Source organism: bacterium (assembly GCA_031082185.1).
Classification (GTDB): domain Bacteria; phylum Sysuimicrobiota; class Sysuimicrobiia; order Sysuimicrobiales; family Humicultoraceae; genus VGFA01.
The window spans coordinates 15,525-41,591 of record JAVHLI010000014.1; the positions used below are offsets into that span (position 1 = coordinate 15,525).

Consider the following 26,067-nt stretch of genomic DNA (forward strand, 5'->3'; position numbering starts at 1 on the left):
GCGATGCAGGACGTAAACAACTTCGACGCGGTAAAGGTCGGGCTGGCATCCCCCGAGGTTATCCGGAGCTGGTCGCACGGCGAGGTGCGGAAGCCGGAGACGATCAACTATCGGACGCTGAAACCCGAGCGGGACGGCCTGTTTTGCGAACGCATCTTCGGTCCGACGAAGGACTGGGAGTGTCACTGCGGCAAGTACAAGCGGATCCGATTCAAGGGGATCGTTTGCGACCGCTGCGGCGTTGAGGTCACCCGGGCCAAAGTGCGGCGCGAGCGCATGGGGCACATAGAGCTGGCCGCGCCGGTGTGCCACATCTGGTACCTCAAGGGCGTCCCGAGCCGGATCGGGCTGTTGCTTGACGTGTCCCCCCGGGCGTTGGAGCGCGTGGTGTACTTTGCCGCCTACATGGTGGTGGATCCTGGGACCGCGCCGCTCCAGAAGCGTCAGCTGCTCTCCGAGAGCGACTACCGCGACATGCGCGAGAAGTACGGGAACGCGTTTCGCGCGAGCATGGGCGCCGAGGCGATCAGAGAGCTGTTTGACGAGATGGACATCGAGAAGCTGAGCCGCCAGCTTCGCGCCGACCTCAAGACCGCCACAGGTCAGAAGCGGTTGAAGGTCCTCAAGCGGCTGGAGGTCGTGGAGGCTTTTCGCAAGAGCGGCCAGCAGCCCCACTGGATGATCCTCGGCGTCGTCCCGGTCATCCCGCCTGATCTGCGCCCAATGGTGCAGCTCGACGGCGGCCGTTTCGCCACCAGCGACCTCAACGATCTCTATCGCCGCGTCATCAACCGCAACAACCGGCTCAAGCGGCTGCTGGACCTGGGCGCGCCGGAGATCATCGTGCGCAACGAAAAGCGGATGCTGCAGGAGGCCGTTGACGCGCTGATCGACAACGGCCGCCGCGGACGGCCGGTAACCGGGCCGAACAACCGGCCTCTTAAGTCGCTGTCCGACATGCTCAAGGGCAAGCAGGGGCGCTTCCGGCAGAACCTGCTGGGCAAGCGAGTGGACTACTCCGGCCGTTCCGTGATCGTGGTCGGCCCGCGCCTCAAGCTCTACCAGTGCGGCCTGCCCAAAGAGATGGCGCTGGAGCTCTTCAAGCCATTCGTCATGAAGAAGCTGGTGGACCGCAACCTGTCTCAGAACATCAAGAGCGCCAAGCGCATGGTGGAGCGCGCGCGCCCCGAGGTCTGGGACGTCCTGGAGGAGGTCGTGCGGGAACACCCGGTGCTGCTCAACCGCGCGCCCACGCTCCATCGGTTGGGGATCCAGGCGTTCGAGCCGGTCCTGATCGAAGGGAAGGCGATCCAGGTCCACCCGCTCGTCTGCACCGCCTACAACGCCGACTTCGACGGCGACCAGATGGCGGTGCACGTGCCGCTTTCCGCCGCATCGCAGGCCGAGGCCCGCCTGCTGATGCTCTCGGCCCACAATATCCTCTCGCCGGCCTACGGGAAGGCCATCACCAGCCCGACCCGCGACATAGTCTTCGGCTGCTACTACCTGACGATGGACGATCCCGCCGACAAGGATAAGCTCGAGAAGGACCTTAAGGCCTTCTCCTCACCCAGCGAGGTGGTTCTGGCGCTGGAGAGCGAAACACTGGGTCTCCACTCCCGGATCAGGGTTCGCTACCGGGACCCGGAGCTGATCGTCACCACGGCGGGACGCGTGATCTTCAACGAGGCGATTCCCGAGGAGCTGCGCTTCGTCAACGACGTGTGCGACCGCAAGGTTCTCTCCCAGATCGTGTCGGAGTCCTACAACCGGCTGGGCTCGACGAAGACCGTGCACCTTCTCGATGCGCTCAAGGACCTGGGCTTCAAGTACGCCACCCGCAGCGGATCGGGTATCGCAATTTCAGACATCGTAATCCCCGACGCGAAGAAGAAGGTGCTGGCGGAGGCGGACAAACGCATCGATGCCATTGAACAGCAGTACCGTAAGGGCCTCATCACGGACGGCGAACGGTACCAGCGGGCGATTGACGTCTGGACGAAGGCCACTGAGGAAATCACGGACGCGATGCTCGAGCAGTTCGAGCCGTTCAACCCGCTGTACATGATGGCGCTCTCCGGCGCGCGCGGCAACATCCAGCAGATCCGCCAGCTCGCCGGCATGCGCGGCCTGATGACCGACCCCAGCGGCCGGATCATCGAGTTGCCCATCAAGGCCAACTTCCGCGAGGGGCTGACGGTCCTGGAGTACTTCATATCGACCCACGGGCAGCGTAAGGGCCTGGCCGACACCGCCATCCGGACCTCCGAGTCCGGGTACCTAACCCGCCGGCTGGTGGACGTGGCCCAGGATGTCATCATCCGCGAGGTGGACTGCAAGACGACTGAGGGCGTGGCCATGACGGCCGTCAAGGAGGGTAACGACGTCGTCGTGCCGCTGCGCGAGCGGATCGTGGGCAGGACCCTGGCCGAGGACGCTGGGGCGCCGCGCCGCAAGCCGCTGCTGGAGGCCGGTGCGGAGGTTGACGAGGAGGCTGCGGAGCGGATCGAGGAGGCGGGGCTGGACCAGGTAGTGGTTCGCTCGGTGCTTACCTGCAAGAGCCGCTACGGGGTCTGCGCCAAGTGCTACGGCCGCAACCTTGCCACGGGCAAGGCGGTTGAGATCGGTGAGGCCGTTGGGATCATTGCCGCGCAGTCCATCGGCGAGCCGGGCACCCAGCTGACGATGCGCACGTTCCACACCGGCGGGATCGCGGGCTTCGACATCACCCAGGGGTTGCCCCGGGTCGAGGAGCTGTTCGAAGCGCGCAAGCCCAAGGGCCAGGCCATAGTCGCCGAGATCGGGGGGACCGCGGCGGTCAGCGAGTCCCGCGGTGTGCGGCGCCTGACCATCACCAGCAAGAACGACGAGCGGTCCTATGCAGTGCCGTTGGGCATCCGTCTGCGGGTGGCCGCCGGCGATCAGGTGGAGCCGGGCGACCAGCTTACCGAGGGTTCGGCCAACCCGCATGACATCCTCCGCATCAAGGGTCTCCAGGATCTGCAGGGCTACCTGGTCCAGGAGATCCAGTCCGTCTACCGGTCGCAGGGCGTGGACATCAACGACAAACACATCGAGATTATCGCCCGTCAGATGCTGCGCAAGGTGAAGGTTGATGAGGAAGGGGATACGGAGTTCCTGCCCGCCGAGCTGGTGGATCGGTTCGCCTTCGCGGAGGAGAACGCCCGCGTGATGGCCACCGGCGGAGAGCCGGCCAAGGCCCGACCGGCGCTGCTGGGAATAACCAAGGCGTCGCTGGCGACCGAGAGTTTTCTGAGCGCCGCCTCGTTCCAGGAGACGGCGCGCGTGCTGACCGACGCCGCAACGCGCGGCAAGGTGGATCCGTTGATAGGGTTGAAGGAAAATGTCATCATCGGTAAGCTCATTCCGGCCGGCACGGGCATGGCCCGGTACCGTCAACTCAAGGTGCACGCGGAGCTCTAGGCCGTGTTGACACTCCTTCGGGCCGGTGCTAGAATCGGCTGGCGCGCATGAGCGCATCTGGTGCTCTTGCGCGGATTCGAGGCGCACCGGCTCGTGCGGTTGGTGCGCATCAAACGACGAAGGCGATCACGCGCGGGGCGGCGGTGGAGGTGTTCATCGCGGCCGACGCGGATCCGAAGGTGGTCGCGCCGATCGTGCGCGCGGCAGCCGAGCGGGGGGTCGCCGTTGTCGAGGTGGAATCGATGACCGCCCTGGGGCGGGCCTGCGGGATTGCCGTAGGCGCCACTGCCGCGGCGGTTCTGATTGTCAGCCCGGATCCTTCGTAGCGCCGGGTACGATCCGGCCGGTGCGGTTCCGGCCGGAGCTAATCGGGGCTCGTCTGGTCGTTGCGCTCCCTCGATCCTCCAGAGCCCTCTGGTTGCGCCGCAGGGTACTGCCGGCCTCGTCCGGTTGGGCGAGGCTCCAACGATGGCGTATCTCGTATGGCGCAGCGTCAACTGAAGACAGATTAGCACTGCGATAACCCAGCCGCCGCCCGCGCGTGGTAACGGCTGAGGCATCGCGCCCCGCGCACGGGCTTCCTTCCGGAGGTCGCTGGGGTATGCTGTGTGATGCGGGTGAAGGAGGAGATGCATGCCGACCGTGAGTCAACTAGTCCGACTTGGGCGCTACCAGGTCCGGGAAAAGAGCAAATCGCCGGCACTGGGCGAGTGCCCGCAGAAGCGCGGCGTGTGTATCCAGGTGAAGACGACAACGCCCAAGAAGCCGAACTCCGCCCTGCGCAAGATCGCCCGCATCCGGCTGACCAACGGCATGGAGGTGACCGCCTACATCCCGGGGATCGGCCACAACCTACAAGAGCACTCGGTGGTGCTGATCCGTGGCGGTCGCGTTAAGGACCTCCCGGGCATCCGGTACCACATTGTGAGGGGTTCGCTGGACTCGGCGGGGGTGGTCAATCGCATGCGCAGCCGCTCCAAGTACGGGGCCAAGCGGCCCAAGAAGTAGACCGGAGGGGACTGGGATGCCGAGGAAGGGAAGCGTCGCACGGCTCGAGATCGGTCCGGATCCGGTCTTCGAGAATGTGGCCGTACATCGGCTGATCAACAAGGTAATGACGCGGGGCAAGAAAGGCCTGGCCGCGCGCGCCGTATACCGTGCATTCGAGGTCGTCCAAGAGAAGAGCGGGCAGGATCCGGTGAAGATGTTCGACAAGGCTCTGGGCAACGTGATGCCGGTGCTCGAGGTCCGTCCCCGCCGGGTCGGCGGCGCGACTTATCAGGTGCCCATTGAGGTGCGGACTGAGCGCCGCTTCTCGCTGGGGCTTCGCTGGTTGGTGGGGTATTCGCGCGCGCGCAAGGACCGTCGGACCATCGCCGATCGGTTGGCGGCCGAGATCCTCGACGCGGCGGCCGGACAGGGCGCATCGGTGAAGAAGCGGGAAGACATACACAGGATGGCAGAGGCTAACAAAGCCTTCGCACACTATCGATGGTAACTGCGGTTTCGCCGCGGGCGGGAGTGGGAACGGTGGACATGGCCGCGCTCGCTACAATTCGGAACATTGGCATCGTCGCCCACATTGACGCCGGGAAAACTACAACTACCGAGCGCATCCTGTTCTACACGGGCCGGGTGCACCGGCTGGGAGAGGTAGACGAGGGCTCCGCGACCATGGATTGGATGATCCAGGAGCGGGAGCGTGGGATTACCATTACCTCCGCGGCCACCACCTGCGAGTGGCGGGACCACCGGATCAACATCATTGATACTCCCGGTCACGTGGACTTCACCATGGAGGTTGAGCGCTCGATGCGCGTGCTGGACGGCGCCGTCGTGCTGCTTTCCGCGGTAGAGGGTGTGCAGCCGCAGTCGGAGACCGTCTGGCGCCAGGCGGAACGCTACCGGGTTCCCCGGATCATCTACATCAACAAGATGGACCGGACCGGGGCCGATTTTCTCCGAACGGTCGAGATGATTCGCGAGCGGTTGGGGGCTGTGCCGGTACCGGTGCAACTCCCGATCGGCGCCGAGGACGGCTTCCAGGGCGTGGTTGACCTCATCCGCATGAAGTCCACGATCTACCTGGACGACCTGGGCACGCGATCTGACGAGACCGACACCCCCGAGGGGCCGCGCGAGCTGGCTGAGCAGTTCCGCGAGAGGCTGATCGAGACCGCAGCCGACCTGGACGACGCCATCGCCGTGAAGTACCTCGATGGTGCGCCGATCGGCGAGGAGGAGTTGCGCGCCGCCCTCCGGCGAGGCACGATCGCGGGGCGCATCATCCCAGTGTTGTGCGGCAGCTCGTTCCGAAACAAGGGAGTGCAGCCGCTGCTGGACTCCGTGATTGACTACCTGCCGTCCCCCCTGGACATGCCCCCGGTAACGGGAGTGGACAAGAAGACAGGGCAAGCGGTTCAGCGGTTGGCCGATCCCTCCGGGCCTCTGGCGGCGCTGGCGTTTAAGATCATCTCCGATCCCTATGTGGGTAAGCTTACTTACTTCCGTGTGTACTCGGGGACGCTCCGCGCCGGGTCGTACGTGTTCAACGCGAACAAGGCTCAGAAGGAACGGATTTCCCGCATCCTGCAGATGCATGCAAACCATCGTGAGGATATCTCCGAGGTGTCGGCGGGCAACGTGGTCGCGGCGGTAGGCCTGCGCATCACCGCTACGGGCGACACGCTGTGCGATGAGGATGCACCGTTGGTGCTGGAGTCCATGCACTTTCCAGACCCGGTCATTTCGGTGGCGGTGGAGCCCAAGACAAGGGCCGATGAGGAGAAGCTCACGGCGTCGCTGGCACGCCTCACGGAGGAGGATCCGACCTTCCGCGTGCGCTTCGATTCCGAGACCGGCCAGACCGTCATCTCCGGTATGGGTGAGCTTCACCTGGAGATCATCGTGGACCGCCTGCTGCGCGAGTTCAAGGTGGGAGCCAACGTGGGCCGGCCGCAGGTCGCGTACAAGGAGACCATCCGGCAGGCGGCAAAGGGCGTGGGCCGGTACATACGGCAGACCGGCGGCCGCGGGCAGTACGGCCACGCGGTCGTGGAGTTGGAACCGCTGGGACGCGGTGGCGGTTTTGAGTTCGTCGACAAGATCACGGGCGGCGACATCCCCCGGGAGTTCATACGCCCGGTGGGGGTTGGGATCCGTGAAGCCGCTGAGGGCGGCGTGCTGGCCGGCTACCCGGTCATTGACTTCCGCGCCACCCTGGTGGACGGCTCGTACCACGAGGTGGACTCGAGCGAGATGGCGTTCAAGATCGCCGGTTCGCTCGCTTTCAAGGAAGCGGCCTTGCGCGCCAAGCCGGTGCTCCTGGAGCCCATGATGCGGATCGAGGTAGTGACGCCCGAGGTATACACGGGCGACGTCATCGGAGACCTCAACTCCAGGCGCGGGCGCATAGAGGGCATGGAGGCTCAGGGGCCGCTGCAGGTCGTCCGGGCGATTATCCCGTTGGCGGAGATGTTTGGGTACGCGACGACGCTGCGCTCGGCCAGCCAGGGGCGCGCCACATACTCGATGGAGCCCTCGCACTACGAGGAGGTCCCCGGTAGCGTTGCCGACGCGGTCCGCGCCCGTTCAGGCGTGGGCGTGCGGGCGTAGGACTTGAGAGGAGCCACCGACGATGGCCAAGCAGAAGTTTGAGCGGACGAAGCCGCACGTAAACATAGGGACGATAGGGCACGTAGATCACGGAAAGACGACGCTGACGGCGGCGGTGACGCATGCGTTGGCGGTGGCAGGCAAGACCAAGGCGATGGGATTTTACGAAATCGACAACGCTCCGGAGGAGAAGGAGCGGGGGATCACGATAGCGATCAGCCACGTAGAGTACGAGACCGTGGCGAGGCACTACGCGCACATAGACTGTCCGGGGCACGCGGACTACATCAAGAACATGATCACGGGAGCGGCGCAGATGGACGGTGCGATCCTGGTGGTATCGGCGGCGGACGGGCCGATGCCGCAGACGCGGGAGCACATCCTGTTGGCGCGGCAGGTGAACGTACCGTACGTGGTGGTGTTCTTGAACAAGGTAGACATGGTGGATGACCCTGAGCTGCTGGAGCTGGTGGAGTTAGAGGTGAGGGAACTGCTGAGCGCCTACAAGTTTCCCGGGGACGACCTGCCGGTGATCCGGGGGTCGGCGTTGCGGGCGCTGGAGGCGTTGCAGGGGAACCCGAAGCTAGCGCGCGGGGAGAACGAGTGGGTAGACGGGGTGTGGGCGCTGATGGACGCGGCGGACAAATCCATTCCGACGCCACAGCGCGAGGTAGAGAAGCCATTCCTGATGGCGGTAGAGGACATCTTCACGATCACAGGGCGGGGGACGGTAGCGACGGGGCGGGTAGAGCGTGGGAAGCTTAGCGTAGGGGAAGAAGTGGAGATAGTAGGGTTGCGGCCAGAGGCGCGGCGGACGGTGGTGACGGGGCTGGAGATGTTCCGCAAGTCGCTGGACGAGACGCTGGCAGGGGACAACGTAGGCGTGTTGCTGCGAGGGGTAGAGAAGGACGAGGTAGAGCGGGGGATGGTGCTGGCGAAGCCTGGGTCGATCAAGCCGCACACGGACTTTCAGGCGGAGGTATACGTACTGGCGAAAGAGGAGGGGGGACGGCACACGCCGTTCTTCACGGGATACCGGCCGCAGTTCTACTTCCGGACGACGGACGTGACCGGTGACATAGTGCTACCCGAAGGGGTAGAGATGGTGATGCCGGGTGACAACATCACGATGGGGGTGAAGCTGATCACCCCGGTGGCGCTGGAGGAGGGCCTGCGGTTTGCGATCCGGGAAGGCGGACGGACGGTGGGCGCCGGTGTCGTTGTGAAGGTGGAGGCGTAAAGGGATGGCGGTGGCGCAGAAGATTCGCATAAAGCTCAGGGCCTTCGACCACAAGGTCCTCGACCAGTCGGCCGAGAAGATCGTCAGCGTGGTGCGCAAGTCCGGGGCGCGGGTCAGCGGCCCGGTCCCGTTGCCGACCAACCGCAGCGCCTTCTGTGTCATCCGGTCCCCGCATGTCGATAAGGATTCGATGGAGCACTTCGAGATTCGGACCCATCGGCGCCTGATCGATATCCTTGACCCCACGCAGAAGACGGTGGACGAGCTCATGCACCTCGACCTTCCCGCGGGCGTTGACATTGAGATCAAGTTGTAGGAGTTGCAGGAGATGACGGCCATTCTTGGACGGAAGCTCGGCATGACCCGTATCTTCGACGACGAAGGGGCCAGCATCGCAGTGACGGTTATCGAGGCGGGTCCTTGCGTCGTAGTGGACGCCCGAACGCTCGAGCGCGACGGCTACGCCGCGATGCGGGTGGCCTTTGAGCCCGTGCCCGACCGTAAGGTGAACCGCCCGATGAAGGGCGTGTTCGCTAAGCTAAAGATGGCGCCCCATCGGGTGATCCGAGAGCTGCCACTGCCTGAGGGAGGGGTAGTTCCTGGGCAGGTTATCACCGTCGAGGAGTTTTCCCCCGGGCAGATCGTGGACGTAACCGGCACCAGCATCGGGCACGGATTCACCGGCGCGATGAAACGGCACGGTTTCAGCGGCCAGCGAGACTCGCACGGCGTGTCACTGATGCACCGCGCGATAGGCTCCATCGGATCGTCGGATATCGCTCGAGTGTTTCCCGGCAAGCGGATGGCCGGACGCCACGGTAACAAGCGGGTGACCGTGCAGAAGCTTCGCGTGGTCCGCGTGGATCCAAAGAACAACCTGCTGCTGCTACGCGGCGCCACGCCGGGCATTCGGGGGGCGCTGCTGATGGTGAGGAGCGCATGACGACCATGATGCCCAAGGCCACCGCCTTTGACGTGACCGGCGCGCCCGCCGGCGAGATCGAGCTGCCCGCGGCGCTCTTTGGCCTGCGGCCAAACCGGGCCCTACTACACCGCGCGGTACTCGCCGAACTTGCCAACGCCCGTGCGGGTACGCACGCGACCCGCACCAAGGGCGAAGTCAGGGGAGGAGGCCGCAAGCCCTGGCGCCAGAAGGGCACTGGGCGCGCGCGAGCCGGAAGCCGGCGCTCTCCCCTCTGGACGGGCGGTGGGATCACCTTTGGCCCGCAGCCTCGCGATTACTCTCAGAAGCTCTCCAAGCAGGAGCGGGGTTTGGCCCTGCGATCGGCGCTGTCGGCCCAGGCCCAAGCGGGCCGAATCGTGATCCTGGAGCGTCTGGCCGGCGGCGAGCCCAAGACGAAGTCCCTGGCGGCGCTGCTGGAGGCGGTGGGGGTGCGTCCCCCGGCGGTTATCGTTGTGGCCGACGCCGAGAAGGATCTGGTACGGGCCGCGGCCAACCTGCGGGGCGCCCGCGTGCTCTCTGCCCGGCGCCTTGCGGTTCGTCACCTGTTGGTGCCGCGCCCCCTGGTGATCACACAATCGGCTCTGGCCGTGTTGCAGGAGGCATGGGGATCGTGAACCCGCGCGAGATCATCCGCCGCCCGATTCTGACCGAAAAGAGCCTGCGCGGCAACGAGGGCGGAAAGTACACGTTCGAGATCGCGCGCGGCGCGAACAAGATCGCCGTGAAGCAGGCGGTGGAAGCGATCTTCTCGGTGCGCGTGCGTCAGGTCAACGTGATCAACATCCCAGGGCGCACGCGCCGGAGGGGCCGGTACGAGTTCGTCTCACCCGGCATGCGTAAGGCCGTGGTCACGCTGGCCCCGGGCAACAAGATAGACCTGGAGAGCATGACGTAGGCCGACGGCTGGGAGGCCACGATGGGAATCAAGAAGTTCAAACCAACGACGCCGGGGCGGCGGTTTGGGAGCGTCTCGAGCTTCGAGGAGATTACGAAGACCAGGCCCGAACGGCCGCTTCTGGAGCCGTTGCGCCGGCGCGCGGGCCGCAACGGGCAGGGTAAGGTGACCGTGCGCCACCAGGGCGGGGGGCACAAGCGACGTTACCGGGTCATTGACTTCAAGCGCGACAAGGACGGAATCCCCGCCCGCGTGGCGGCGGTGGAGTACGATCCCAACCGGTCGGCGCGCCTCGCGCTGTTGCACTATGCCGACGGCGAGAAGCGCTACATCTTGGCGCCGGTGGGCCTGCGCGTTGGGGACACGGTGTCCTCCGGCCCGCAGGCCGACATCCGCCCCGGCAATGCGTTGCCGCTGCGGGCGATTCCGGTGGGCACCGTGGTTCACAACATTGAGTTGATGCCCTCACGGGGCGGCCAGATGGTGCGGGCCGCCGGCGCGGGCGCGCAGGTCATGGCAAAGGAAGGGAAAGTGGCGCACATCCGGTTGCCTTCGGGCGAGGTTAGGCTGGTGCCGCTGGACTGTACTGCCACCATCGGCCAGGTCGGCAATGTGGACCACGATGCCACCAAGCTCGGCAAGGCCGGGAGATCGCGGTGGCTGGGCCGCAGGCCCTCCGTCCGCGGCGTGGCCATGGATCCGTCCAGCCACCCGCACGGGGGCGGGGAAGGACGGTCCCCGATCGGGATGCCGGGGCCGGTTACTCCGTGGGGCAAGCCCACGCTGGGGTACAAGACGCGCAAGGCCAAGCGCTCCGACGCGGTGATCGTGAAGCGGCGCAAGTAGGGCGAGGGAGGTCGGGCACGAGCCATGGGACGATCGCAAAAGAAAGGGCCGTTTGCGGACCAGCACTTGGTCGAGAAGATCAAGGGCCTGAACCGATCTCGTGAGCGGCGCGTCATCAAGACCTGGTCGCGACGCTCGACCGTGCTACCCGATTTCATCGGGCACACGATTGCCGTATACGACGGCCGGAAACACGTTCCGGTATACGTTTCCGAGCAGATGGTGGGACACAAGCTCGGCGAGTTCGCGCCGACGCGCACGTTCAAGGGGCACAGCGCTCACACCGAGCGCGCAACGACGCCGAAGTAGGCCGCGGAGGACGACGGGAGGAACAGCATGGAAGCCAAGGCGATCGCCAAGTACATCAGCATATCGCCCCTGAAGGCACGGCGGGCGCTGGCGGTCCTGCGCGGGCTCCCGGTCCGAGAGGCCGAGGCTCGGCTGCTGGCTGCACCTGACATGGCCTCCAAGGCGGTGGCCAAGGTTCTGAAGTCGGCGGTGGCCAATGCCGAGAGCAACCACGAGATGGATGCCGATGACCTGATCGTAATGCGGACCTATGCCGACAAAGCGCCTGTGACCAAGCGGGTCACGCCGCGCGCGCGCGGGCGGGCGGACGTCATCACCAAGCGCAGCAGCCACATTACCGTCGTGGTGGGCGAGCGCGCGGGTCGGTAGGCTGGGTAGCGTAGTTCCGGAGGTGTGAGGTGGGGCAGAAGGTCAACCCAATCGGGCTGCGGGTCGGTATCATTCGGGACTGGGAGTCCCGATGGTATGCCCGGAACATGGCGGATCTGATCGAGGAAGATCAGAAGATCCGGCACATGATTAAGAAGAAGCTCCACCGCGCCGGAATCTCGCGCGTCGAGATCGAGAGGGCGGCAAACCGTGTCCGAGTCGTCATACACTCCGCGCGGCCCGGCATAATCATCGGGCGCGGCGGGACTGGGATTGATGCTCTCAAGAAGGAGCTGGATGCCCTGACCGGCCGGCAGATAATGCTGAGCGTGAACGAGGTGCGCCGGCCCGAGATCGAGGCACAGCTTGTCGCCGAGAACGTGGCGCAGCAGTTGGAGCGACGGATCGCCTACCGACGCGCCATGAAGCAGGCGGTTCAGCGCAGTCTCCGGGCAGGGGCCAAGGGCATACGCATCGCGTGCGGCGGACGGCTCGGCGGGTCCGAGATCGCGCGTTACGAATGGTACCGGGAAGGGCGCGTGCCCCTGCACACGCTCCGGGCCGACATTGACTACGGGATGGCCGAGGCGCTTACCACGTACGGGCGCATCGGGGTCAAGGTCTGGATCTACCGGGGAGACCAGCTTCCCGAGAGCCGCCGGCATGAGCCCGAACACCGCCGGCCGCCCCGCCATGAGCCGGCCGCAGGCGTTGGGCCCGTTGTGATTCCGAGCCGGACGGCGCCGGTTAGCGTGAGGAGGCAGGGCAGCGATGTTGATGCCCAAGCGGACTAAGTTCCGGAAGGCGCACCGGGGGAACATGGCCGGCAAGGTTCGCGCCGGTACCTCCGTGGCGTTCGGCGAGTACGGCCTTCAGGCACTGGACCCAGGCTGGGTTTCCAGCGCCCAGCTCGAGGCGGCCCGGCGCACGATTACCCGATTCATCAAGCGCGGGGGAAAGCTATGGATCAGGGTCTTTCCCGACAAGCCGGTCACGAAGAAGCCGGCCGAGACGCGCATGGGCAGCGGCAAGGGGAACCCTGAGTTCTGGGTTGCCGTCGTCAGACCGGGCCGGATCCTGTTCGAGCTGGCCGGCGTGGCTGAGCCCCAGGCCCGGCAGGCGATGTCCCTGGCATCGCACAAGCTGCCGATCAAGACCCAGTTCATTTCCCGGGTGGTGGCCTGAAGATGAAGGCGAGCGTGCTACGGGAGATGATCCCGGCGGAGATCGAGAAGAAGCTCGATGAGGCGGAGCGCGAGTTATGGTCGCTGCGGATCAAGGTGTCCCAGCAGCGCAACACGGCGCGGATCCGCGAGCTGCGGCGCGACATCGCGCGCATGAAGACGGTGCTGGGCGGCCGCATGGCCGCAGGCCAGAAGTAGGGTCGGAGGGTTGAGCATGGAGGAGCGGGCGAGGCGCAAGAGCCAGGTGGGCGTTGTGACCAGCGACAAGATGGCTAAGACCGTGGTGGTGAAGATCGAGGTCGTGACACGCCACCCGCTCTACAAGAAGATCGTCCGGCGGTCCAAGACGCTCAAGGCTCACGATGAGCAGGGCACGGTTCATGTGGGTGATCGCGTCCGAATTGTGGAGACGCGTCCTTTGTCCCGCGACAAACGGTGGCGGGTTGCTGAGATCATTGAGCGGGCGCGCTAGGCGCGCGGGCTGGACTGAGGTGGAGCCATGATTCAACAAGAGAGCCGATTGAAGGTGGCGGACAACACCGGCGCGCGCCAGCTGCTTTGCATTCGCGTCCTGGGAGGGTCCCACAGGCGATACGCCAGCGTGGGGGACATCATCGTGGCAACGGTGAAGCAGGCCATCCCCAACAGCCCCGTCAAGAAGGGGGAGGTCGTTCGGGCAGTCGTCGTGCGCACCCGGAAGGAATTGCGCCGTCACGACGGGTCCTACATACGGTTCGACGACAACGCGGCGGTGCTGTTGTCCGATGCCACTAATCCCCGGGGCACTCGCATCTTCGGGCCGGTTGCGCGCGAACTCCGAGAGAAGCAGTTCATGAAGATCATCTCGCTCGCGCCTGAAGTGCTGTAGTAGCGGATTCGGACGGAGGCAGGGACGATGGTGGTAGCAACGGTGCATGTACGGCTTCACCTCCGCAAGGGCGACATGGTGGAGGTGACCGGCGGCAAGTTCAGCGGAAAGCGGGGCAAGGTGCTTCGGGTTGTGCCCCGCGACGAGCGAGCCATCGTCGAGGGCGTCAACATCGTGAAGCGACACGTGAAGCCCAGCCGCAAGTCGCCCCAGGGCGGCATAGTGCCCAAAGAGGCGCCGATTCCGGTGGCGCGGTTGATGATCGTGTGCTCCAGGTGCGGGGAGGCCTCGCGGGTCGGACACCGGTACTTGGGAGACGGGACGAAGGTTAGGTACTGCAAGCGCTGCAAGGAGCAGATGGACAAGTAGGCGGCGGGCAGGAGCGAGGAGATAGATGGCAACTCGGCTGAAAGAACGATACCAGACGGATGTCGTGCCGAAGATGCTCGAGCGGTTTCAGTATCGCAACCGCATGGAGGTCCCACGGCTCGAGAAGGTCGTAATCAACGTGCGCGTGGGCGGCGCGGTGGCTGACCCCCGGCTGATCGACAAGGTTGTCGAGGACATTGTGGCGATCGCCGGCCAGCGCCCCGTGGTCACGAAGGCCCGCAGGTCCATCGCGGCGTTCAAGCTGCGCCAGGGCATGCCGATCGGCGTGAAGGTGACGCTGCGCGGCGACCGGATGTACTACTTCCTGGACAAGCTCCTGAACATTGCCCTGCCGCGGATCAAGGACTTCAAGGGCGTTTCCGAGCGTGCGTTCGACGGCCGCGGCAACCTGAACCTGGGTCTCAAGGAGCAGCTGATCTTTCCCGAGATCGAGTACGACAAGGTTGACAAGATTCGCGGGATGGATGTGACGGTGGTAACCACCGCGCGTTCGGACGAGCAGGCGCGAGAGCTGCTCCGTCATCTGGGCCTCCCTCTTCGGGAGGCCGCACAGACTGTACCGGGCGCATAGGTCCGGAGGGGGAATCCGCGGGTGGCGAAAAAGTCGATGCTCGAGAAATGGAAGCGCACGCCGAAGTTCGCCGTGCGCAAGTATAGCCGGTGCCGCCGGTGCGGTCGGCCACGTGCCGTCTACCGGCGCCTGGGGTTGTGCCGGTTGTGTCTGCGGCAGCTGGCGTACCGGGGCGAGATCCCTGGGATGATGAAGGCAAGCTGGTAAGGGGGGTAACGCCGTGGGTGGAGTGGTCACGGATTCGATAGCGGACATGCTGACCCGGCTGCGGAATGCGAACGCCGCCAAGCACGACAATGTCCTTGTTCCGGCAAGCCGGATGAAGCAGGAGATCGCCAAGATCCTGAAGGCGGAGGGTTTCATCGCCGACTTCCAGGTCGTCGAGCGCAAGCCGCAGAGCCAGTTGCGACTGCTGCTCCGCTATGGTCCCAAGCGCCAGCAGATTCTAACCGGTATCCGGCGCGTGAGCCGGCCTGGCCTGCGGTTCTATGCGAAGCGGCTGGCCGTTCCCCGGGTGAGGGGAGGGCTGGGCGTGGCAATCATTTCAACGTCCCGCGGGATCATGACCGACAAGGAAGCCCGTCAGAGCGGCGTGGGCGGGGAGGTCATCTGCTATGTTTGGTAGTCAGTGGGCGGGGAGGGAGTAGCCATGTCACGCATCGGGCGCATGCCCGTCACCCTGCCCGCGGGCGTAGACGTCACGGTGAGCGGCCGTAGCGTCGAGGTACGCGGCCCCAAGGGGAACCTGGCCCGCCAGATCCACCCCGACATGCGTGTCGCGGTCGAGGGCGGCGTCGTGACGGTTGCCCGGCCGACCGAGCAGAAGTTCCACCGCGCGCTGCATGGGCTGACCCGTGCGCTGATCGCCAACATGGTGAAGGGCGTGGTGGAGGGTTTCAGGATTGATCTGGAGATCCACGGCGTCGGATACAGGGCTACCAAGCAGGGGCGTGGGCTGGTTCTGCAGGTGGGGTATTCTCACACCGTTGAGCTGACCCCGCCCGAGGGAGTAGAGTTGGTGATCCCGCAACCCAACCGGATCTCGGTGACCGGCAACGACAAGGAAGCGGTGGGACAGTTCGCGGCCACCCTGCGGGCGGTCCGGCGCCCAGATCCCTACAAGGGCAAAGGAATCCGGTACGCTGGAGAACGGTTGCGTCTGAAGGCCGGCAAGGCCGGGCGCACAGCCGGGAAGGCGTAGGGAGGTCAGAGAGAACGAGATGTACACTCTACCCGATCGCAACGCCCTTCGACGCCGGAGGCACATGCGCTCCCGGCGGCGGTTGGCCGGCGTAGCCACCCGTCCACGTCTGTCCGTCTTTCGCAGCCTGAAGCAGATCTACGCACAGGTGATTGACGACCAGACCGGTCGGACGCTGGTGTCGGCCTCTACGCTGGATCCCGAGGTGCGCCCGCAGATCGCCGCAAAGAAGAAGACGGAAGCCGGCGCGGTGGTGGGCGAGGTGCTGGCCCGGCGCGCTCTGGCCAAAGGCATTGCCGCGGTGGTTTTCGACCGCGGAGGGTACCTCTACCATGGTCGCATCCGGGCGCTGGCAGAGGCGGCGCGGTCGGCCGGGCTGCAGTTCTAGTGTCTCTGGAGGAGTGACGTGCCGCAGCGCATCGATCCATCGTCCGTTAACCTGACCGTTGAAAAGGCGGTCTTCATCAACCGCGTCGCCAAGGTGACGAAGGGCGCGAAGCGATTCAAGTTCAGCGCTCTTGTGGTCGTGGGTGACGAGGACGGACACGTCGGGGTGGGCCTGGGGAAGGCCTCCGAGGTGCCCGACGCGATCCGCAAGGCGGTCGAGGATGCCAAGAAGGGGCTGATGAAGATCAGCCGGAACGGCACCACGATTCCACACGAGATCATAGGCGCCTACGGGGCGGCGCGTGTCCTTCTGCGGCCGGCCTCGCGGGGCACCGGGGTCATAGCCGGGGGGGCCGTACGGGCGGTGCTGGAAGCCGCCGGGATCAAGGACATCCTGACCAAGGCGCTGGGCTCCACCAACTCCATCAACGTGGCCCGCGCAACGCTGGCCGGACTGGACGCGCTGCGTCTCTCGGAGGAGGCGGCGCGCCTGCGCGGCCGGCCGCTCGAGTCCGCGGCCCGGAGGGCCTAGGATGGCGCGCGTGGAGGGGGGAGGCACGAAGCCGATGCTGGGAGGGTTGAAGCCACCGCGTGGCGCTCACAGGCGCCGCCGTCGGGTGGGCCGGGGATTGGGCTCCGGTCGTGGGGTGTACTCCGGCAAGGGCCGCAAGGGACAGAAGTCCCGCTCGGGCTTCGGGATGCGCCCCGGGTTTGAGGGCGGACAGACGCCGCTGATCAAGCGTCTGCCGTTCCGCCGCGGGGTGCGTGGCGCCGGCAGCAACATGACCGGCGGCGGGCCCAGGCCCGCGATGCAGGAGGTCCGGTTGCGCGACCTCAACCGGTTCCCGGCGGGGAGTGAGGTTACACCGGTACTGCTGCGGCGTGCCGGGATTGTGGGCGCTGGTCGGGTCAAGGTCCTGGCCACCGGAAGACTGGCGCATCCGCTGACCGTCCGGGCGCAGGCCTTCACGGCGGGCGCACGCCGGGCGATTGAGGCCGCGGGCGGCCGCGCCGAGGTGATCGGTCGGTGATCCAGGTCCGCTCGATGTCCAACCCGCTGCGGATCCCCGATCTGCGGCGACGGCTGCTCTTCACGGCAGTAATGCTGGCTCTCTACCGGCTTGGGGCCCATCTGCCGGTGCCCGGCGTGAACGTCGCCGCCCTCGAGAACCTGTTCAAGCAGAAGGGCAGCCTGTTCAGCTTCCTCGACCTGTTCGTCGGCGGGGCGCTCTCCAACTTCGCCATCTTCGCGCTGGGCGTCTTTCCGTACATCACCGCCTCCATCATCTTCAGCCTGCTGCGGGTGGTCTTCCCGCGTCTCAAGGAGATGGCCACCGAGGAGGGCGAGGCCGGCCGGCGCCAGATAGGGATGTACACGCGGTACCTGACCGTGGTCCTGGCGGTGTTGCAGGGCATCGGGCAGGTCTTCCTCATCCGGAGCCAGGGAGCCATCCTCGATCCCCGGCCGATAACCATGGCCACCATCATCATCACCCTTACCGCGGGGACCATGCTGCTCACCTGGATGGGTGAGATCATGACCGAGTACGGGGTGGGCAACGGCGTGTCGCTGATCATCTTCGGGGGCATCGTCGCACGGCTGCCCGCGCAGACCGCCCAGACGCTCACGCTGGTGCGCGCGGGCGAGGTGGCGATCTGGAAGTTCCTTCTGGACATCATCATCATCCTGGCCAGCATTGTCGCGGTGGTTTTCATAACCCAGGCAGTGCGCAAGATCCCCGTCCAGTATGCCAAGCGCGTCGTGGGGCGGCGGGTCTACGGCGGGCAGTCCACGCACCTGCCGATGCGCCTGATCCAGGCAGGCGTCATCCCCATCATCTTCGCGATCTCGGTGCTGCAGTTCCCGGGGACGATTGCGCAGTTCTCGCGCTGGGAGTGGTTGCAGCGGTTGGGGCAGCAAATCCTTCCTGGTCAGCCCATGGGCGACCTGCTCTACTTCGCGCTCATCATCGTGTTCACGTACTTCTATACCGCGGTATCGTTTGACCCGAACGACGTTTCCGACAACATCAAGAAGTACGGCGGTTTCATACCCGGCCTCCGGCCGGGGAAGCCGACGAGCGAATACCTGGCACGCGTTACCGAGCGGCTGACGTTCGTGGGAGCGCTGTCGTTGGCCACCATCGCCATCGCCCCGGTGTACATGGCGCGCGGCGCCGGCGCGCTCACCCTGTATCTCGCCGGGACCTCACTGCTCATCGTCGTCGGCGTGGCGCTTGAGACGATGAAGCAGCTCGAGGCCTACGTGCTGATGCGCCACTACGAGGGGTTCATGAAGTGAGCGGTCCGGCGCGATGAACCTGATCTTTCTCGGTCCGCCCGGCGTCGGCAAGGGCACGCAGGCGCGCCTGATCGAGCAGCGGATGGGGATCCCGCAGATCGCTACGGGCGACATACTTCGGGCGGCGAGGGCAGGCAAGACCCCGTTTGGGGAGGCAGCCGACCGTTACATGAGCCGCGGCGACCTCGTCCCAGATGCGGTGATGATCGAGGCCGTGGCAGAACGGCTCCAGCGGCCCGATACGGCTGCGGGGTTCGTCCTGGACGGTTTCCCTCGGACGATCCCTCAGGCCGAGGCGTTGGATGCCGTGCTGGCCGGCATGGGCCGCCGGCTCGACTGGGTCATCGCGTTCGAGGCGGCCGAGGACACGATTGTCCGCCGCATGAGCGGCCGTAGGATCTGCAGCGCGTCCGGCCACATCTACCATCTGGACTCCAATCCCCCGGTCACCTCCGGGGTCTGCGACGTTGACGCGAGCCCGCTCTACCAGCGTGACGACGACCGGCCGGAGACGATACGGCGCAGGATGCAGGTGTACCGCGAGCAGTCCGAACCGCTGGTTGCTTTCTACCAGGCGCGGGGCGTATTCGCGGCGATCAGCGCCGAGGGCGAGATAGAGGATATCTACCAAGCCCTTCTGGCAGCCGCGGCCCCGCGGGTGCGCGGGTGAAGCCGGTCTGCACGGTCGTGATCAAGGCCGCGGACGAGATCGCGTGCATGCGGCGCGCCGGACGCCTGGCGGCGCGCGCGATCCGTGAGGTGGCGCGGGCTGTGGTGCCGGGCGCCACCACAGCGGAGCTTGATCGCACCGCTGAGACGTTCATTCGCGACGACGGTGGCGTGCCTTCGTTCAAGGACTACAGGGGATACCCGGCGAGCATCTGCACGTCGGTGGACGATGAGGTTGTGCACGGCATCCCAGGCCACCGGGTCCTGGAGGAAGGTTCGATCGTATCAATTGACCTTGGGGTGTTCCTGGACGGCTTCCACGCAGATGTGGCGCTGACCGTGCCCGTGGGCGAGGTGAAGCCGGAGGTCCGGCGGCTGCTGGCGGTCACCGGCAGGGCGCTCGAAGCCGGGGTGGCCGCGGCGAGGCCGGGCGGTTTCCTGGGGGACATAGGGTGGGCCGTGCAGTCGGTCGTGGAGGCCGCCGGATTCTCCGTGGTTCGGGACTACGCCGGACACGGGATCGGCCGGGCGCTGCACGAGGACCCGCAGGTGTCTAACGTGGGCCGGTCCCGGACGGGCATGGCGCTCCAGCCCGGCATGACGCTGGCGATAGAGCCAATGGTCAACGCCGGGGGGCCAGGGGTGGCCTTGGGTGCCGATGGGTGGACGGTGCGCACCTTCGATCGCGCATGGTCGGCGCACGCGGAGCACACCGTGGCCGTAGCGGCGGATGGCCCGATGATCCTGACTGGACTGGAAGACGCCGGCACTCTATACTAAGACTTTGTGGATCAGGTTGGGGGAAGGTCCCTGGAAGAGATGGTCGGGATGGTGGTTACCTCGCGGGCGGGCCGTGATGCGGGCGATCGCTACGTGGTTGTCGGCGCAGCCGGGGATGACATGGTGCTCGTGGCCGACGGCCGGCGTCGGAGTACAGGCTGCCCCAAGCGTAAGAACGTGAAGCACTTGGCCGTGCACGGTCCGGCGGGTACAATCGCGGAGCGGCTGCGTGAGGGTCGGGCCATAACCGACGAGGATCTTCGGGCGGTACTGACCAGGCCCACGGAGGGCTGATGACAAAGAAGGATGCCATCGAGGTCGAGGGGACGGTCGCGGAAGTGCTGCCGAACGCGATGTTCCGCGTAACGCTGGCCAGCGGGCACAAGGTGCTGGCCCACATCTCGGGCAAGATGCGCATCCACTTCATCCGGATCCTCCCCGGTGACCGCGTGAAGGTGGAACTGTCGCCGTACGATCCTACGCGCGGCAGGATCACCTACCGGTACCGGTAGGGGTCCCGGCAGAGGGAGCGGGCAGGCATGAAGGTTCGGGCGTCGGTTCGCACGATGTGCGAGAAGTGCAAGATCATCAAGCGTGGGCGTCGGGTGCGGGTTATCTGCGAGAACCCGAAGCACAAGCAGAAGCAGGGATAGGAGGCCGAGGATGGCACGGATCGCCGGAGTGGATCTGCCGCGAGACAAGCGCATTGAGGCGGCGCTCCCGTATATATTCGGCGTCGGGCCGAGCCGGGCCCGGGCGATCTGCCGGGCGACCGGAGTGAGCCCGGATACGCGGGTGCGGGCGCTGGCCGAGGACGAGGTGACACGGTTGCGCGATTTCATCGAGCGCAACTACAAGGTGGAGGGCGACCTGCGCCGCGACGTCGCCATGGACATCCGCCGGCTCGTGGAGATTGGTTCCTACAGGGGGCTCCGACACAAGAAGAGCCTACCGACCCGCGGTCAGCGCACGCGCACGAACGCGCGGACCCGGAAAGGGCCCAAGAGGACCGTGGGGATCCGCCGCAAGACCGTAGCCACATCGGCGCCGGCAACCAAGCCGGCAACCAAGTAGGCGCGAGGGAGATCGAGATGGCAAACAAGCCGAGGGGCCGGAAGCGCGAGCGCAAGCACGTGCCGGTGGGGATCGCCCACATCCGGTCGAGCTTCAACAACACGATCGTGACCATCAGCGACCCGCGCGGCAACGTCGTGGCCTGGTCAAGCTCGGGAACCTCTGGTTTCAAGGGTTCCCGAAAGGGCACGCCCTTCGCCGCCAGCGTGGCGGCGGAGACGGCAGCGCGCAAGGCGATGGAGCACGGCCTGCGGGTGGTGGAGGTATTTGTGCGAGGTCCGGGAGCGGGGCGCGAGGCGGCCATTCGGTCGCTGCAATCCGCCGGGCTGGAAGTTAACGTGATCAAGGACGTGACGCCGGTGCCGCACAACGGGTGCCGCCCGCCGAAGCGGCGGCGCGTGTAGGGGGAGAGGATGGGACGCTACACGGAAGCGGTCTGCCGGCTCTGCCGGCGCGAAGGCATGAAGCTCTATCTCAAGGGGGACAAGTGCTATGCCGAGAAGTGCCCGGTGCACAAAAGGCCGGCGCCTCCTGGGATGCACGGCGTTTCCAGGCGCAAGCTCAGCGAGTTCGGGGTCCGGTTGCGCGAGAAGCAGAAGCTTCGCCGCATCTACGGGGTCTACGAGACGCAGTTCAAGACTTATTTCGAGCGCGCCTCCAAGACCAAGGGAGTCACCGGCACCCGGTTGCTGCAGATGCTCGAGGCCCGGCTGGACAACGTCGTCTACCGGCTCGGCCTGGCCGCGTCCCGCAAGGAGGCCCGCCAGCTCGTGGCCCACGGGCATCTGGCTGTGAACGGCGGGCGCGTGAAGGCACCGTCGTACCAGGTCCGACCCGGACAGAGGGTGACGGTGGCCGATCCTGCCGACGTTCCACCGAGGGTCAAGGAACTGGCGGCCCTGCCCGGGCGCAAGCCCCCGTCCTGGCTGGAGTTCGACCCCTCCCGCCTGGAGGCCCGGGTGCTGGCGCTTCCCGCGCGCGAGGAGATCGATGTACCGGTTCAGGAGCAGTTGATCGTTGAGTACTACTCCCGGTGATGATCCTCCGGGAGCGCCGGTAGGGATGCAGGAGGTAGGTTGACTATGGCTGTGGGCATCGTGTGGGAGGCTCCAACCCCCAAGGTGGAGCAGGCTGAACTCTCTGATACGTACGGCAAGTTCGTCTTGGAGCCGCTCGATCACGGGTTTGGCGTGACGCTTGGCAACTCACTGCGCCGGGTGTTGCTCTCGGCGATCACGGGCGCGGCCGTGACCTCGGTCAAGATAGACGGCGTGCTTCACGAATTCTCGACGATCACCGGGGTCGTGGAGGACGTTACCCAGATCGTGCTCAACCTGAAGGAGCTCACGCTCCGGCTCTACACGGACAAGCCCAAGCTGCTGCGGCTCGACGTCAAGGGCAAGAGGGAAGTCACGGCGGCGGACATCCAGGAAGACCCGGAAGTCGAGATCATCAACCGCGGTCTGCACCTGGCCACCCTGGATCGAAAGGACGCGCACCTGGCGATGGAGATGGTCGTCGAGCGCGGGAAGGGATACGTCCCGGCCGACCGCCACCGCCGCAGCGAGCATGTGATCGGCGTGATACCGATTGACTCGATCTTCTCACCGCTCCAGAAGGTGAACTTCACCGTGGAGGACACGCGGGTAGGTCATTCGATCGATCTGGATCGGCTGGTGATGGAGGTCTGGACCGACGGATCCATCCGGCCCGAAGAGGCCCTGCAGGAGGCCTCACGTCTCCTGATTGATCACTTCCGCCTGTTCGCAGGGATTGCGGACGAGGCGGGCCCTGGGGTTTCCTTCGGTGGGACCGAGGATCCCGACCAGGCCCGTGCCGCGACGATGCCGATCGAGGAGCTTGACCTATCGGTACGGCCGTACAATTGTCTGAAGCGCGCGGGAATACACACCGTGGGCGACCTGATTCGGAAGACCGAGGATGAGGTCGTCGCGGTCAAGAACTTCGGTCGGAAGTCGCTAGACGAGGTGAGGGAGAAGCTGGCCCTTCACCGACTTAGTCTGCGGCAGCCGGAGCCGTCGTAGGCGTAGGGAGCGATACCATGGGCATGGGAGCGAAAGGCCGCAAGTTGGGCCGTGACACAGGAGAGCGCCGGGCGCTGTTCCGGGATCTTGTCGGCGCGCTGATCATGCACGGGCGGATCGAGACGACCGGCGCCAAGGCCAAGGAAACCAAGAAGATAGCCGATACGCTGATCTCCACGGCGCTGGGCAACGACATGCACGCGCGGAGGCAGGTTCGCCGCTTCCTCACCGATCGAACCGTGCTGAACCGGCTCTTCGGGGACGTGGTGCCCAAGCTGCAGGCAGGTCGCGGCGGGTACACCCGCGTCATCAAGACGCGGACCCGCCGGGGTGACGGCGCGGAGATGGCGCTGGTCGAACTGGTCAAGTAAGGGGGGTTCGCCGCGTGAGCGAGCCCCTAATTGAAGTCGCCGACCTCCGATACGTCTATCACCCTGATACCCCTCAGGCCGTCGTCGCTCTCGACGGTCTGTCGTTCTCGGTTGAGCCCGGGGAGTACCTGGGAATCGTCGGCGGCAACGGAAGCGGCAAGTCCACCCTGGCCAAGCACCTCAACGCGCTTCTCCTGCCCACAGCGGGCTGCGTGCGCGTGGGAGGCCTTGACACCCGCGACCGCGCGGCAATCTGGGAGATCCGCCGCCGTGTGGGCATGATCTTTCAGAATCCCGACAACCAGCTCGTGGCCACGGTCGTCGAGGAAGACGTGGCCTTCGGCCCCGAGAACCTCGGCCTGCCGCCGGCGGTGATCCGGGAGCGCGTGGGCGAAGCGCTCGCGGCGGTGGGCATGACGGCGTTCCGCCGCCGGGCCCCGCACCTCCTCTCCGGCGGCCAGAAGCAGCGCGTGGCGATTGCGGGCATCCTGGCCATGCGGCCGACATGCCTGGTGCTGGACGAGGCGACCACGATGCTGGACCCCGCGGGCCGGGCCGAGGTACTGGAAACCCTCTCCGTCCTCAACCGGCGCGACGGGGTCACCGTCATGTTGATCTCCCACGCGATGGAAGACCTCTCCGACGCAGAGCGCATCATCGCTATGGACCGCGGCCGCATCGTGCTGGACGGCCCCGCGGAGAAGGTCATGGCGCGGGCCGAGGAGATCCCCGGCGGTCGGCTGGGTGCTCCTCCCATGGTGAAGCTCGCGCGCTGGCTTCGGGAGGATGGCCTCCGACTCCCAGAGAGCGTGCTCACGGTGGAAGCCCTCGCGGATGCGGTGGCAGCCGCCGCGGGCCTCCGGACCCAGGGCGATGTCTGACCCACTGATCGCCTGCCGCGGGCTCTGCCACACCTACCTGCGGGGGACGCCGATGGAGGCCGCGGCCCTGGACGGGGTCACACTTGAAATCCGTCCCGGAGAGATGGTGGCAATCATCGGCCCGACCGGGTCCGGTAAGTCCACGCTGATACAGCACTTCAACGGACTGCTGCGTCCGACTGCCGGCGAGGTTAGGATCTCCGGGGAGGATCTCTGGGCGCCGCGCGCCGATCGTCGCCGGGCCCGGCAGCAGATCGGGCTGGTTTTTCAGTTCCCCGAGTATCAACTTTTCGAGGAGACCGTGCGGAAGGACGTCGCCTTCGGGCCCAAGAACCTGGGGCTGCCCGCCGAGACGATCGCCGCGAGGGTGGACGAGGCCCTCCGAGCGGTCGGGCTCGATCCGGGGCGGTTTGGCGATCGCTCCCCGTTCACCCTCTCGGGAGGTGAGATGCGGCGCGTCGCGCTGGCAGGCGTCTTGGCGATGCGCCCTGGTGCCCTGGTCCTGGACGAGCCCACTGCCGGGCTGGATCCGCGGGGCAAGGAGGAGCTGCTCGAGCGCATAGCCGCGCTGCACCGGAAGGGCCTGACGCTGGTGATCGTCACGCACAGCATGGACGAGGCCGCCCTACTGGCCGGCCGCATCGTGGTGATGGACGCCGGCCGGGTGATGCTGGACGGTCCCCCCCATGAGGTCTTCGCCCGAGAAGACGATCTCCGGCGCATAGGGCTTGCGTTGCCGCAGGCCGCGCGCCTGGTGCGGTTGCTGCGCGATCGCGGGATGCCGGTTGGTGATGCGATCACGATCGCGGAGGCACGGCAGGCCATCATGGCTGCCGTGCGGGAGATGGGCAGTGGAGCTCACTAGGTACATTACGGTCGGGCAGTATCTCCCGCGATCATCGCCGCTGCATAACCTGGATCCACGTACGAAGATCCTGGCAACGACGGCGCTGATGGTCACCCTGTTCCTCATTCCCTCCTTCGCGGGCCTGGGGCTGCTGGCCGCGGGACTTCTGGCGCTGCTGGTGCTGGGCCAGATCCCGCTCGGGTACGCGCTGAGAGGCCTGCGGCCGATCGCCGTGCTGCTGCTGCTGACGGTTTTCCTCAACACCTTCTTTGGCGGTGGAGAAGGGGGGCGCACCCTGTTCCAGGCCGGCCCGCTGGTCGCGACGGAGGAGGGATTCAGGCGCGCTCTTTTTGTGGGACTCCGATTCATCCTGCTGGTGACCGCGGCCACGCTGCTGACGTTCGTCACCTCGCCGGTGGAGTTGACCGACGGTTTGGAGTGGCTGCTGCGCCCGTTTCGTCGCGTAGGGGTGCCCGCGCACGAGCTGGCCATGATGATGTCCATCGCGCTCCGTTTCATCCCGACCCTGCTGGAGGAGACCGAGAAGATCATGAAGGCCCAGATGGCGCGGGGGGCGGAGTTCGGCCAGGGATCGATACTCCGCCGGGCCCGGGCCTTCGTGCCGGTTCTGGTGCCGCTGCTGATCAGCGCCTTCCGCCGCTCCGAGGAGCTGGCCCTGGCGATGGAGGCGCGCTGCTATCGGGGAGGAGAGGGGCGCACGCGGATGAAGGAGCTGCGCTGGCGAATCGCGGACCTGGTGGCCGGCGCTTTCGTGATCGCCGTCTCCACAGTCCTGGTGAGGTTGCGGTAGTTCC

The 26,067-nt window shown here is 66.0% G+C and carries 40 protein-coding genes; all 40 read left to right on the plus strand.

From position 1 onward, the window contains the following. Positions 1–3 precede the first annotated feature (3 nt). The 40 genes from rpoC (at position 4) to RDU83_11900 (ending at position 26,063) form a co-directional block, all read left to right on the plus strand. Positions 4–3,444 carry a DNA-directed RNA polymerase subunit beta' gene (gene rpoC / locus RDU83_11705; GenBank protein MDQ7841671.1) on the plus strand — a complete coding sequence of 1,147 codons (3,441 nt, stop codon included), beginning with the start codon at positions 4–6 and terminating at the stop codon, positions 3,442–3,444. Positions 3,445–3,491: 47 nt separating this feature from the next. Next, positions 3,492–3,770 (plus strand): ribosomal L7Ae/L30e/S12e/Gadd45 family protein, encoded by a 279-nt coding sequence (locus RDU83_11710; GenBank protein ID MDQ7841672.1) that lies wholly within the window; start codon positions 3,492–3,494, stop codon positions 3,768–3,770. Positions 3,771–4,077: 307 nt separating this feature from the next. Next, complete coding sequence (rpsL, locus tag RDU83_11715; GenBank protein ID MDQ7841673.1) at positions 4,078–4,452, plus strand: 30S ribosomal protein S12; 375 nt, start codon at positions 4,078–4,080, stop codon at positions 4,450–4,452. 16 nt (positions 4,453–4,468) lie between these two features. Next, entirely contained in the window at positions 4,469–4,942 is a 474-nt protein-coding gene (gene rpsG / locus RDU83_11720; protein ID MDQ7841674.1) for a 30S ribosomal protein S7, read from the plus strand. A 38-nt stretch (positions 4,943–4,980) separates the two neighbouring features. After that, positions 4,981–7,059: an elongation factor G gene (gene fusA / locus RDU83_11725; GenBank protein MDQ7841675.1), complete on the plus strand. Its 2,079-nt coding sequence runs from the start codon at positions 4,981–4,983 to the stop codon at positions 7,057–7,059. 22 nt (positions 7,060–7,081) lie between these two features. Beyond that, the gene (gene tuf, locus RDU83_11730; GenBank protein ID MDQ7841676.1) at positions 7,082–8,299 is read left to right on the plus strand and encodes an elongation factor Tu; all 1,218 of its coding nucleotides are present in this window, start codon (positions 7,082–7,084) and stop codon (positions 8,297–8,299) included. A gap of 4 nt (positions 8,300–8,303) precedes the next feature. After that, positions 8,304–8,615, plus strand: coding sequence for a 30S ribosomal protein S10 (gene rpsJ / locus RDU83_11735; GenBank protein MDQ7841677.1), 312 nt, complete (start codon positions 8,304–8,306; stop codon positions 8,613–8,615). A 12-nt stretch (positions 8,616–8,627) separates the two neighbouring features. Next, positions 8,628–9,242 carry a 50S ribosomal protein L3 gene (gene rplC / locus RDU83_11740; protein MDQ7841678.1) on the plus strand — a complete coding sequence of 205 codons (615 nt, stop codon included), beginning with the start codon at positions 8,628–8,630 and terminating at the stop codon, positions 9,240–9,242. After that, on the plus strand, positions 9,239–9,877 hold the full coding sequence (gene rplD / locus RDU83_11745; GenBank protein MDQ7841679.1) for a 50S ribosomal protein L4: 639 nt from the start codon (positions 9,239–9,241) through the stop codon (positions 9,875–9,877). Before rplC ends, rplD begins: the two co-directional genes overlap by 4 nt. Then, entirely contained in the window at positions 9,865–10,158 is a 294-nt protein-coding gene (gene rplW, locus RDU83_11750) for a 50S ribosomal protein L23 (GenBank protein MDQ7841680.1), read from the plus strand. Before rplD ends, rplW begins: the two co-directional genes overlap by 13 nt. Positions 10,159–10,179: 21 nt before the next feature. Beyond that, positions 10,180–11,004: a 50S ribosomal protein L2 gene (gene rplB, locus RDU83_11755; GenBank protein MDQ7841681.1), complete on the plus strand. Its 825-nt coding sequence runs from the start codon at positions 10,180–10,182 to the stop codon at positions 11,002–11,004. 24 nt (positions 11,005–11,028) lie between these two features. Continuing rightward, positions 11,029–11,313, plus strand: a complete 285-nt coding sequence (gene rpsS, locus RDU83_11760) for a 30S ribosomal protein S19 (GenBank protein MDQ7841682.1) — start codon at positions 11,029–11,031, stop codon at positions 11,311–11,313. Positions 11,314–11,340: 27 nt separating this feature from the next. Continuing rightward, entirely contained in the window at positions 11,341–11,682 is a 342-nt protein-coding gene (gene rplV / locus RDU83_11765; protein MDQ7841683.1) for a 50S ribosomal protein L22, read from the plus strand. 29 nt (positions 11,683–11,711) lie between these two features. Then, positions 11,712–12,476 carry a 30S ribosomal protein S3 gene (rpsC, locus tag RDU83_11770; GenBank protein MDQ7841684.1) on the plus strand — a complete coding sequence of 255 codons (765 nt, stop codon included), beginning with the start codon at positions 11,712–11,714 and terminating at the stop codon, positions 12,474–12,476. Continuing rightward, positions 12,454–12,867 carry a 50S ribosomal protein L16 gene (gene rplP / locus RDU83_11775; GenBank protein MDQ7841685.1) on the plus strand — a complete coding sequence of 138 codons (414 nt, stop codon included), beginning with the start codon at positions 12,454–12,456 and terminating at the stop codon, positions 12,865–12,867. The genes rpsC and rplP overlap by 23 nt, the downstream gene beginning before the upstream one ends. A 2-nt stretch (positions 12,868–12,869) precedes the next feature. Next, positions 12,870–13,064 (plus strand): 50S ribosomal protein L29, encoded by a 195-nt coding sequence (gene rpmC / locus RDU83_11780; protein ID MDQ7841686.1) that lies wholly within the window; start codon positions 12,870–12,872, stop codon positions 13,062–13,064. A gap of 16 nt (positions 13,065–13,080) precedes the next feature. Continuing rightward, a complete protein-coding gene (gene rpsQ / locus RDU83_11785) occupies positions 13,081–13,338 on the plus strand; it encodes a 30S ribosomal protein S17 (protein MDQ7841687.1) in 258 nt (85 codons plus the stop codon). Between the two features lie 27 nt (positions 13,339–13,365). Continuing rightward, positions 13,366–13,734, plus strand: coding sequence for a 50S ribosomal protein L14 (gene rplN / locus RDU83_11790; GenBank protein ID MDQ7841688.1), 369 nt, complete (start codon positions 13,366–13,368; stop codon positions 13,732–13,734). 27 nt (positions 13,735–13,761) lie between these two features. Then, positions 13,762–14,103 carry a 50S ribosomal protein L24 gene (gene rplX, locus RDU83_11795; GenBank protein MDQ7841689.1) on the plus strand — a complete coding sequence of 114 codons (342 nt, stop codon included), beginning with the start codon at positions 13,762–13,764 and terminating at the stop codon, positions 14,101–14,103. A 25-nt stretch (positions 14,104–14,128) separates the two neighbouring features. Then, on the plus strand, positions 14,129–14,695 hold the full coding sequence (gene rplE / locus RDU83_11800; GenBank protein ID MDQ7841690.1) for a 50S ribosomal protein L5: 567 nt from the start codon (positions 14,129–14,131) through the stop codon (positions 14,693–14,695). A 21-nt stretch (positions 14,696–14,716) separates the two neighbouring features. After that, entirely contained in the window at positions 14,717–14,902 is a 186-nt protein-coding gene (locus RDU83_11805) for a type Z 30S ribosomal protein S14 (GenBank protein MDQ7841691.1), read from the plus strand. A gap of 13 nt (positions 14,903–14,915) precedes the next feature. After that, positions 14,916–15,320 carry a 30S ribosomal protein S8 gene (rpsH, locus tag RDU83_11810; protein MDQ7841692.1) on the plus strand — a complete coding sequence of 135 codons (405 nt, stop codon included), beginning with the start codon at positions 14,916–14,918 and terminating at the stop codon, positions 15,318–15,320. 24 nt (positions 15,321–15,344) lie between these two features. After that, on the plus strand, positions 15,345–15,896 hold the full coding sequence (gene rplF / locus RDU83_11815; protein MDQ7841693.1) for a 50S ribosomal protein L6: 552 nt from the start codon (positions 15,345–15,347) through the stop codon (positions 15,894–15,896). A 19-nt stretch (positions 15,897–15,915) separates the two neighbouring features. Then, the gene (gene rplR / locus RDU83_11820; protein ID MDQ7841694.1) at positions 15,916–16,284 is read left to right on the plus strand and encodes a 50S ribosomal protein L18; all 369 of its coding nucleotides are present in this window, start codon (positions 15,916–15,918) and stop codon (positions 16,282–16,284) included. A gap of 18 nt (positions 16,285–16,302) precedes the next feature. Then, positions 16,303–16,815, plus strand: coding sequence for a 30S ribosomal protein S5 (gene rpsE, locus RDU83_11825; protein MDQ7841695.1), 513 nt, complete (start codon positions 16,303–16,305; stop codon positions 16,813–16,815). A 34-nt stretch (positions 16,816–16,849) separates the two neighbouring features. Next, positions 16,850–17,314, plus strand: a complete 465-nt coding sequence (rplO, locus tag RDU83_11830; GenBank protein ID MDQ7841696.1) for a 50S ribosomal protein L15 — start codon at positions 16,850–16,852, stop codon at positions 17,312–17,314. Positions 17,315–17,328: 14 nt separating this feature from the next. Continuing rightward, complete coding sequence (gene secY / locus RDU83_11835) at positions 17,329–18,585, plus strand: preprotein translocase subunit SecY (protein MDQ7841697.1); 1,257 nt, start codon at positions 17,329–17,331, stop codon at positions 18,583–18,585. Between the two features lie 13 nt (positions 18,586–18,598). Next, a complete protein-coding gene (locus RDU83_11840) occupies positions 18,599–19,255 on the plus strand; it encodes an adenylate kinase (GenBank protein ID MDQ7841698.1) in 657 nt (218 codons plus the stop codon). Then, a complete protein-coding gene (gene map / locus RDU83_11845) occupies positions 19,252–20,034 on the plus strand; it encodes a type I methionyl aminopeptidase (protein ID MDQ7841699.1) in 783 nt (260 codons plus the stop codon). The genes RDU83_11840 and map overlap by 4 nt, the downstream gene beginning before the upstream one ends. A gap of 39 nt (positions 20,035–20,073) precedes the next feature. Further along, entirely contained in the window at positions 20,074–20,328 is a 255-nt protein-coding gene (locus RDU83_11850; GenBank protein ID MDQ7841700.1) for a KOW domain-containing RNA-binding protein, read from the plus strand. Beyond that, positions 20,328–20,546, plus strand: coding sequence for a translation initiation factor IF-1 (gene infA, locus RDU83_11855; GenBank protein MDQ7841701.1), 219 nt, complete (start codon positions 20,328–20,330; stop codon positions 20,544–20,546). Before RDU83_11850 ends, infA begins: the two co-directional genes overlap by 1 nt. Positions 20,547–20,573: 27 nt before the next feature. Continuing rightward, positions 20,574–20,687, plus strand: coding sequence for a 50S ribosomal protein L36 (gene rpmJ / locus RDU83_11860; GenBank protein MDQ7841702.1), 114 nt, complete (start codon positions 20,574–20,576; stop codon positions 20,685–20,687). A 10-nt stretch (positions 20,688–20,697) separates the two neighbouring features. Further along, positions 20,698–21,108: a 30S ribosomal protein S13 gene (gene rpsM, locus RDU83_11865; GenBank protein ID MDQ7841703.1), complete on the plus strand. Its 411-nt coding sequence runs from the start codon at positions 20,698–20,700 to the stop codon at positions 21,106–21,108. Positions 21,109–21,125: 17 nt separating this feature from the next. Beyond that, the gene (rpsK, locus tag RDU83_11870; protein MDQ7841704.1) at positions 21,126–21,512 is read left to right on the plus strand and encodes a 30S ribosomal protein S11; all 387 of its coding nucleotides are present in this window, start codon (positions 21,126–21,128) and stop codon (positions 21,510–21,512) included. Positions 21,513–21,521: 9 nt separating this feature from the next. Next, the gene (gene rpsD / locus RDU83_11875; GenBank protein ID MDQ7841705.1) at positions 21,522–22,145 is read left to right on the plus strand and encodes a 30S ribosomal protein S4; all 624 of its coding nucleotides are present in this window, start codon (positions 21,522–21,524) and stop codon (positions 22,143–22,145) included. 45 nt (positions 22,146–22,190) lie between these two features. After that, positions 22,191–23,153 (plus strand): DNA-directed RNA polymerase subunit alpha, encoded by a 963-nt coding sequence (locus RDU83_11880; GenBank protein MDQ7841706.1) that lies wholly within the window; start codon positions 22,191–22,193, stop codon positions 23,151–23,153. Positions 23,154–23,176: 23 nt separating this feature from the next. After that, positions 23,177–23,524: a 50S ribosomal protein L17 gene (gene rplQ / locus RDU83_11885; GenBank protein MDQ7841707.1), complete on the plus strand. Its 348-nt coding sequence runs from the start codon at positions 23,177–23,179 to the stop codon at positions 23,522–23,524. 14 nt (positions 23,525–23,538) lie between these two features. Beyond that, the gene (locus tag RDU83_11890) at positions 23,539–24,405 is read left to right on the plus strand and encodes an energy-coupling factor transporter ATPase (GenBank protein MDQ7841708.1); all 867 of its coding nucleotides are present in this window, start codon (positions 23,539–23,541) and stop codon (positions 24,403–24,405) included. Beyond that, positions 24,398–25,270: an energy-coupling factor transporter ATPase gene (locus RDU83_11895; protein MDQ7841709.1), complete on the plus strand. Its 873-nt coding sequence runs from the start codon at positions 24,398–24,400 to the stop codon at positions 25,268–25,270. Before RDU83_11890 ends, RDU83_11895 begins: the two co-directional genes overlap by 8 nt. Next, positions 25,257–26,063, plus strand: a complete 807-nt coding sequence (locus tag RDU83_11900) for an energy-coupling factor transporter transmembrane component T (GenBank protein ID MDQ7841710.1) — start codon at positions 25,257–25,259, stop codon at positions 26,061–26,063. The genes RDU83_11895 and RDU83_11900 overlap by 14 nt, the downstream gene beginning before the upstream one ends. Positions 26,064–26,067 lie beyond the last annotated feature (4 nt).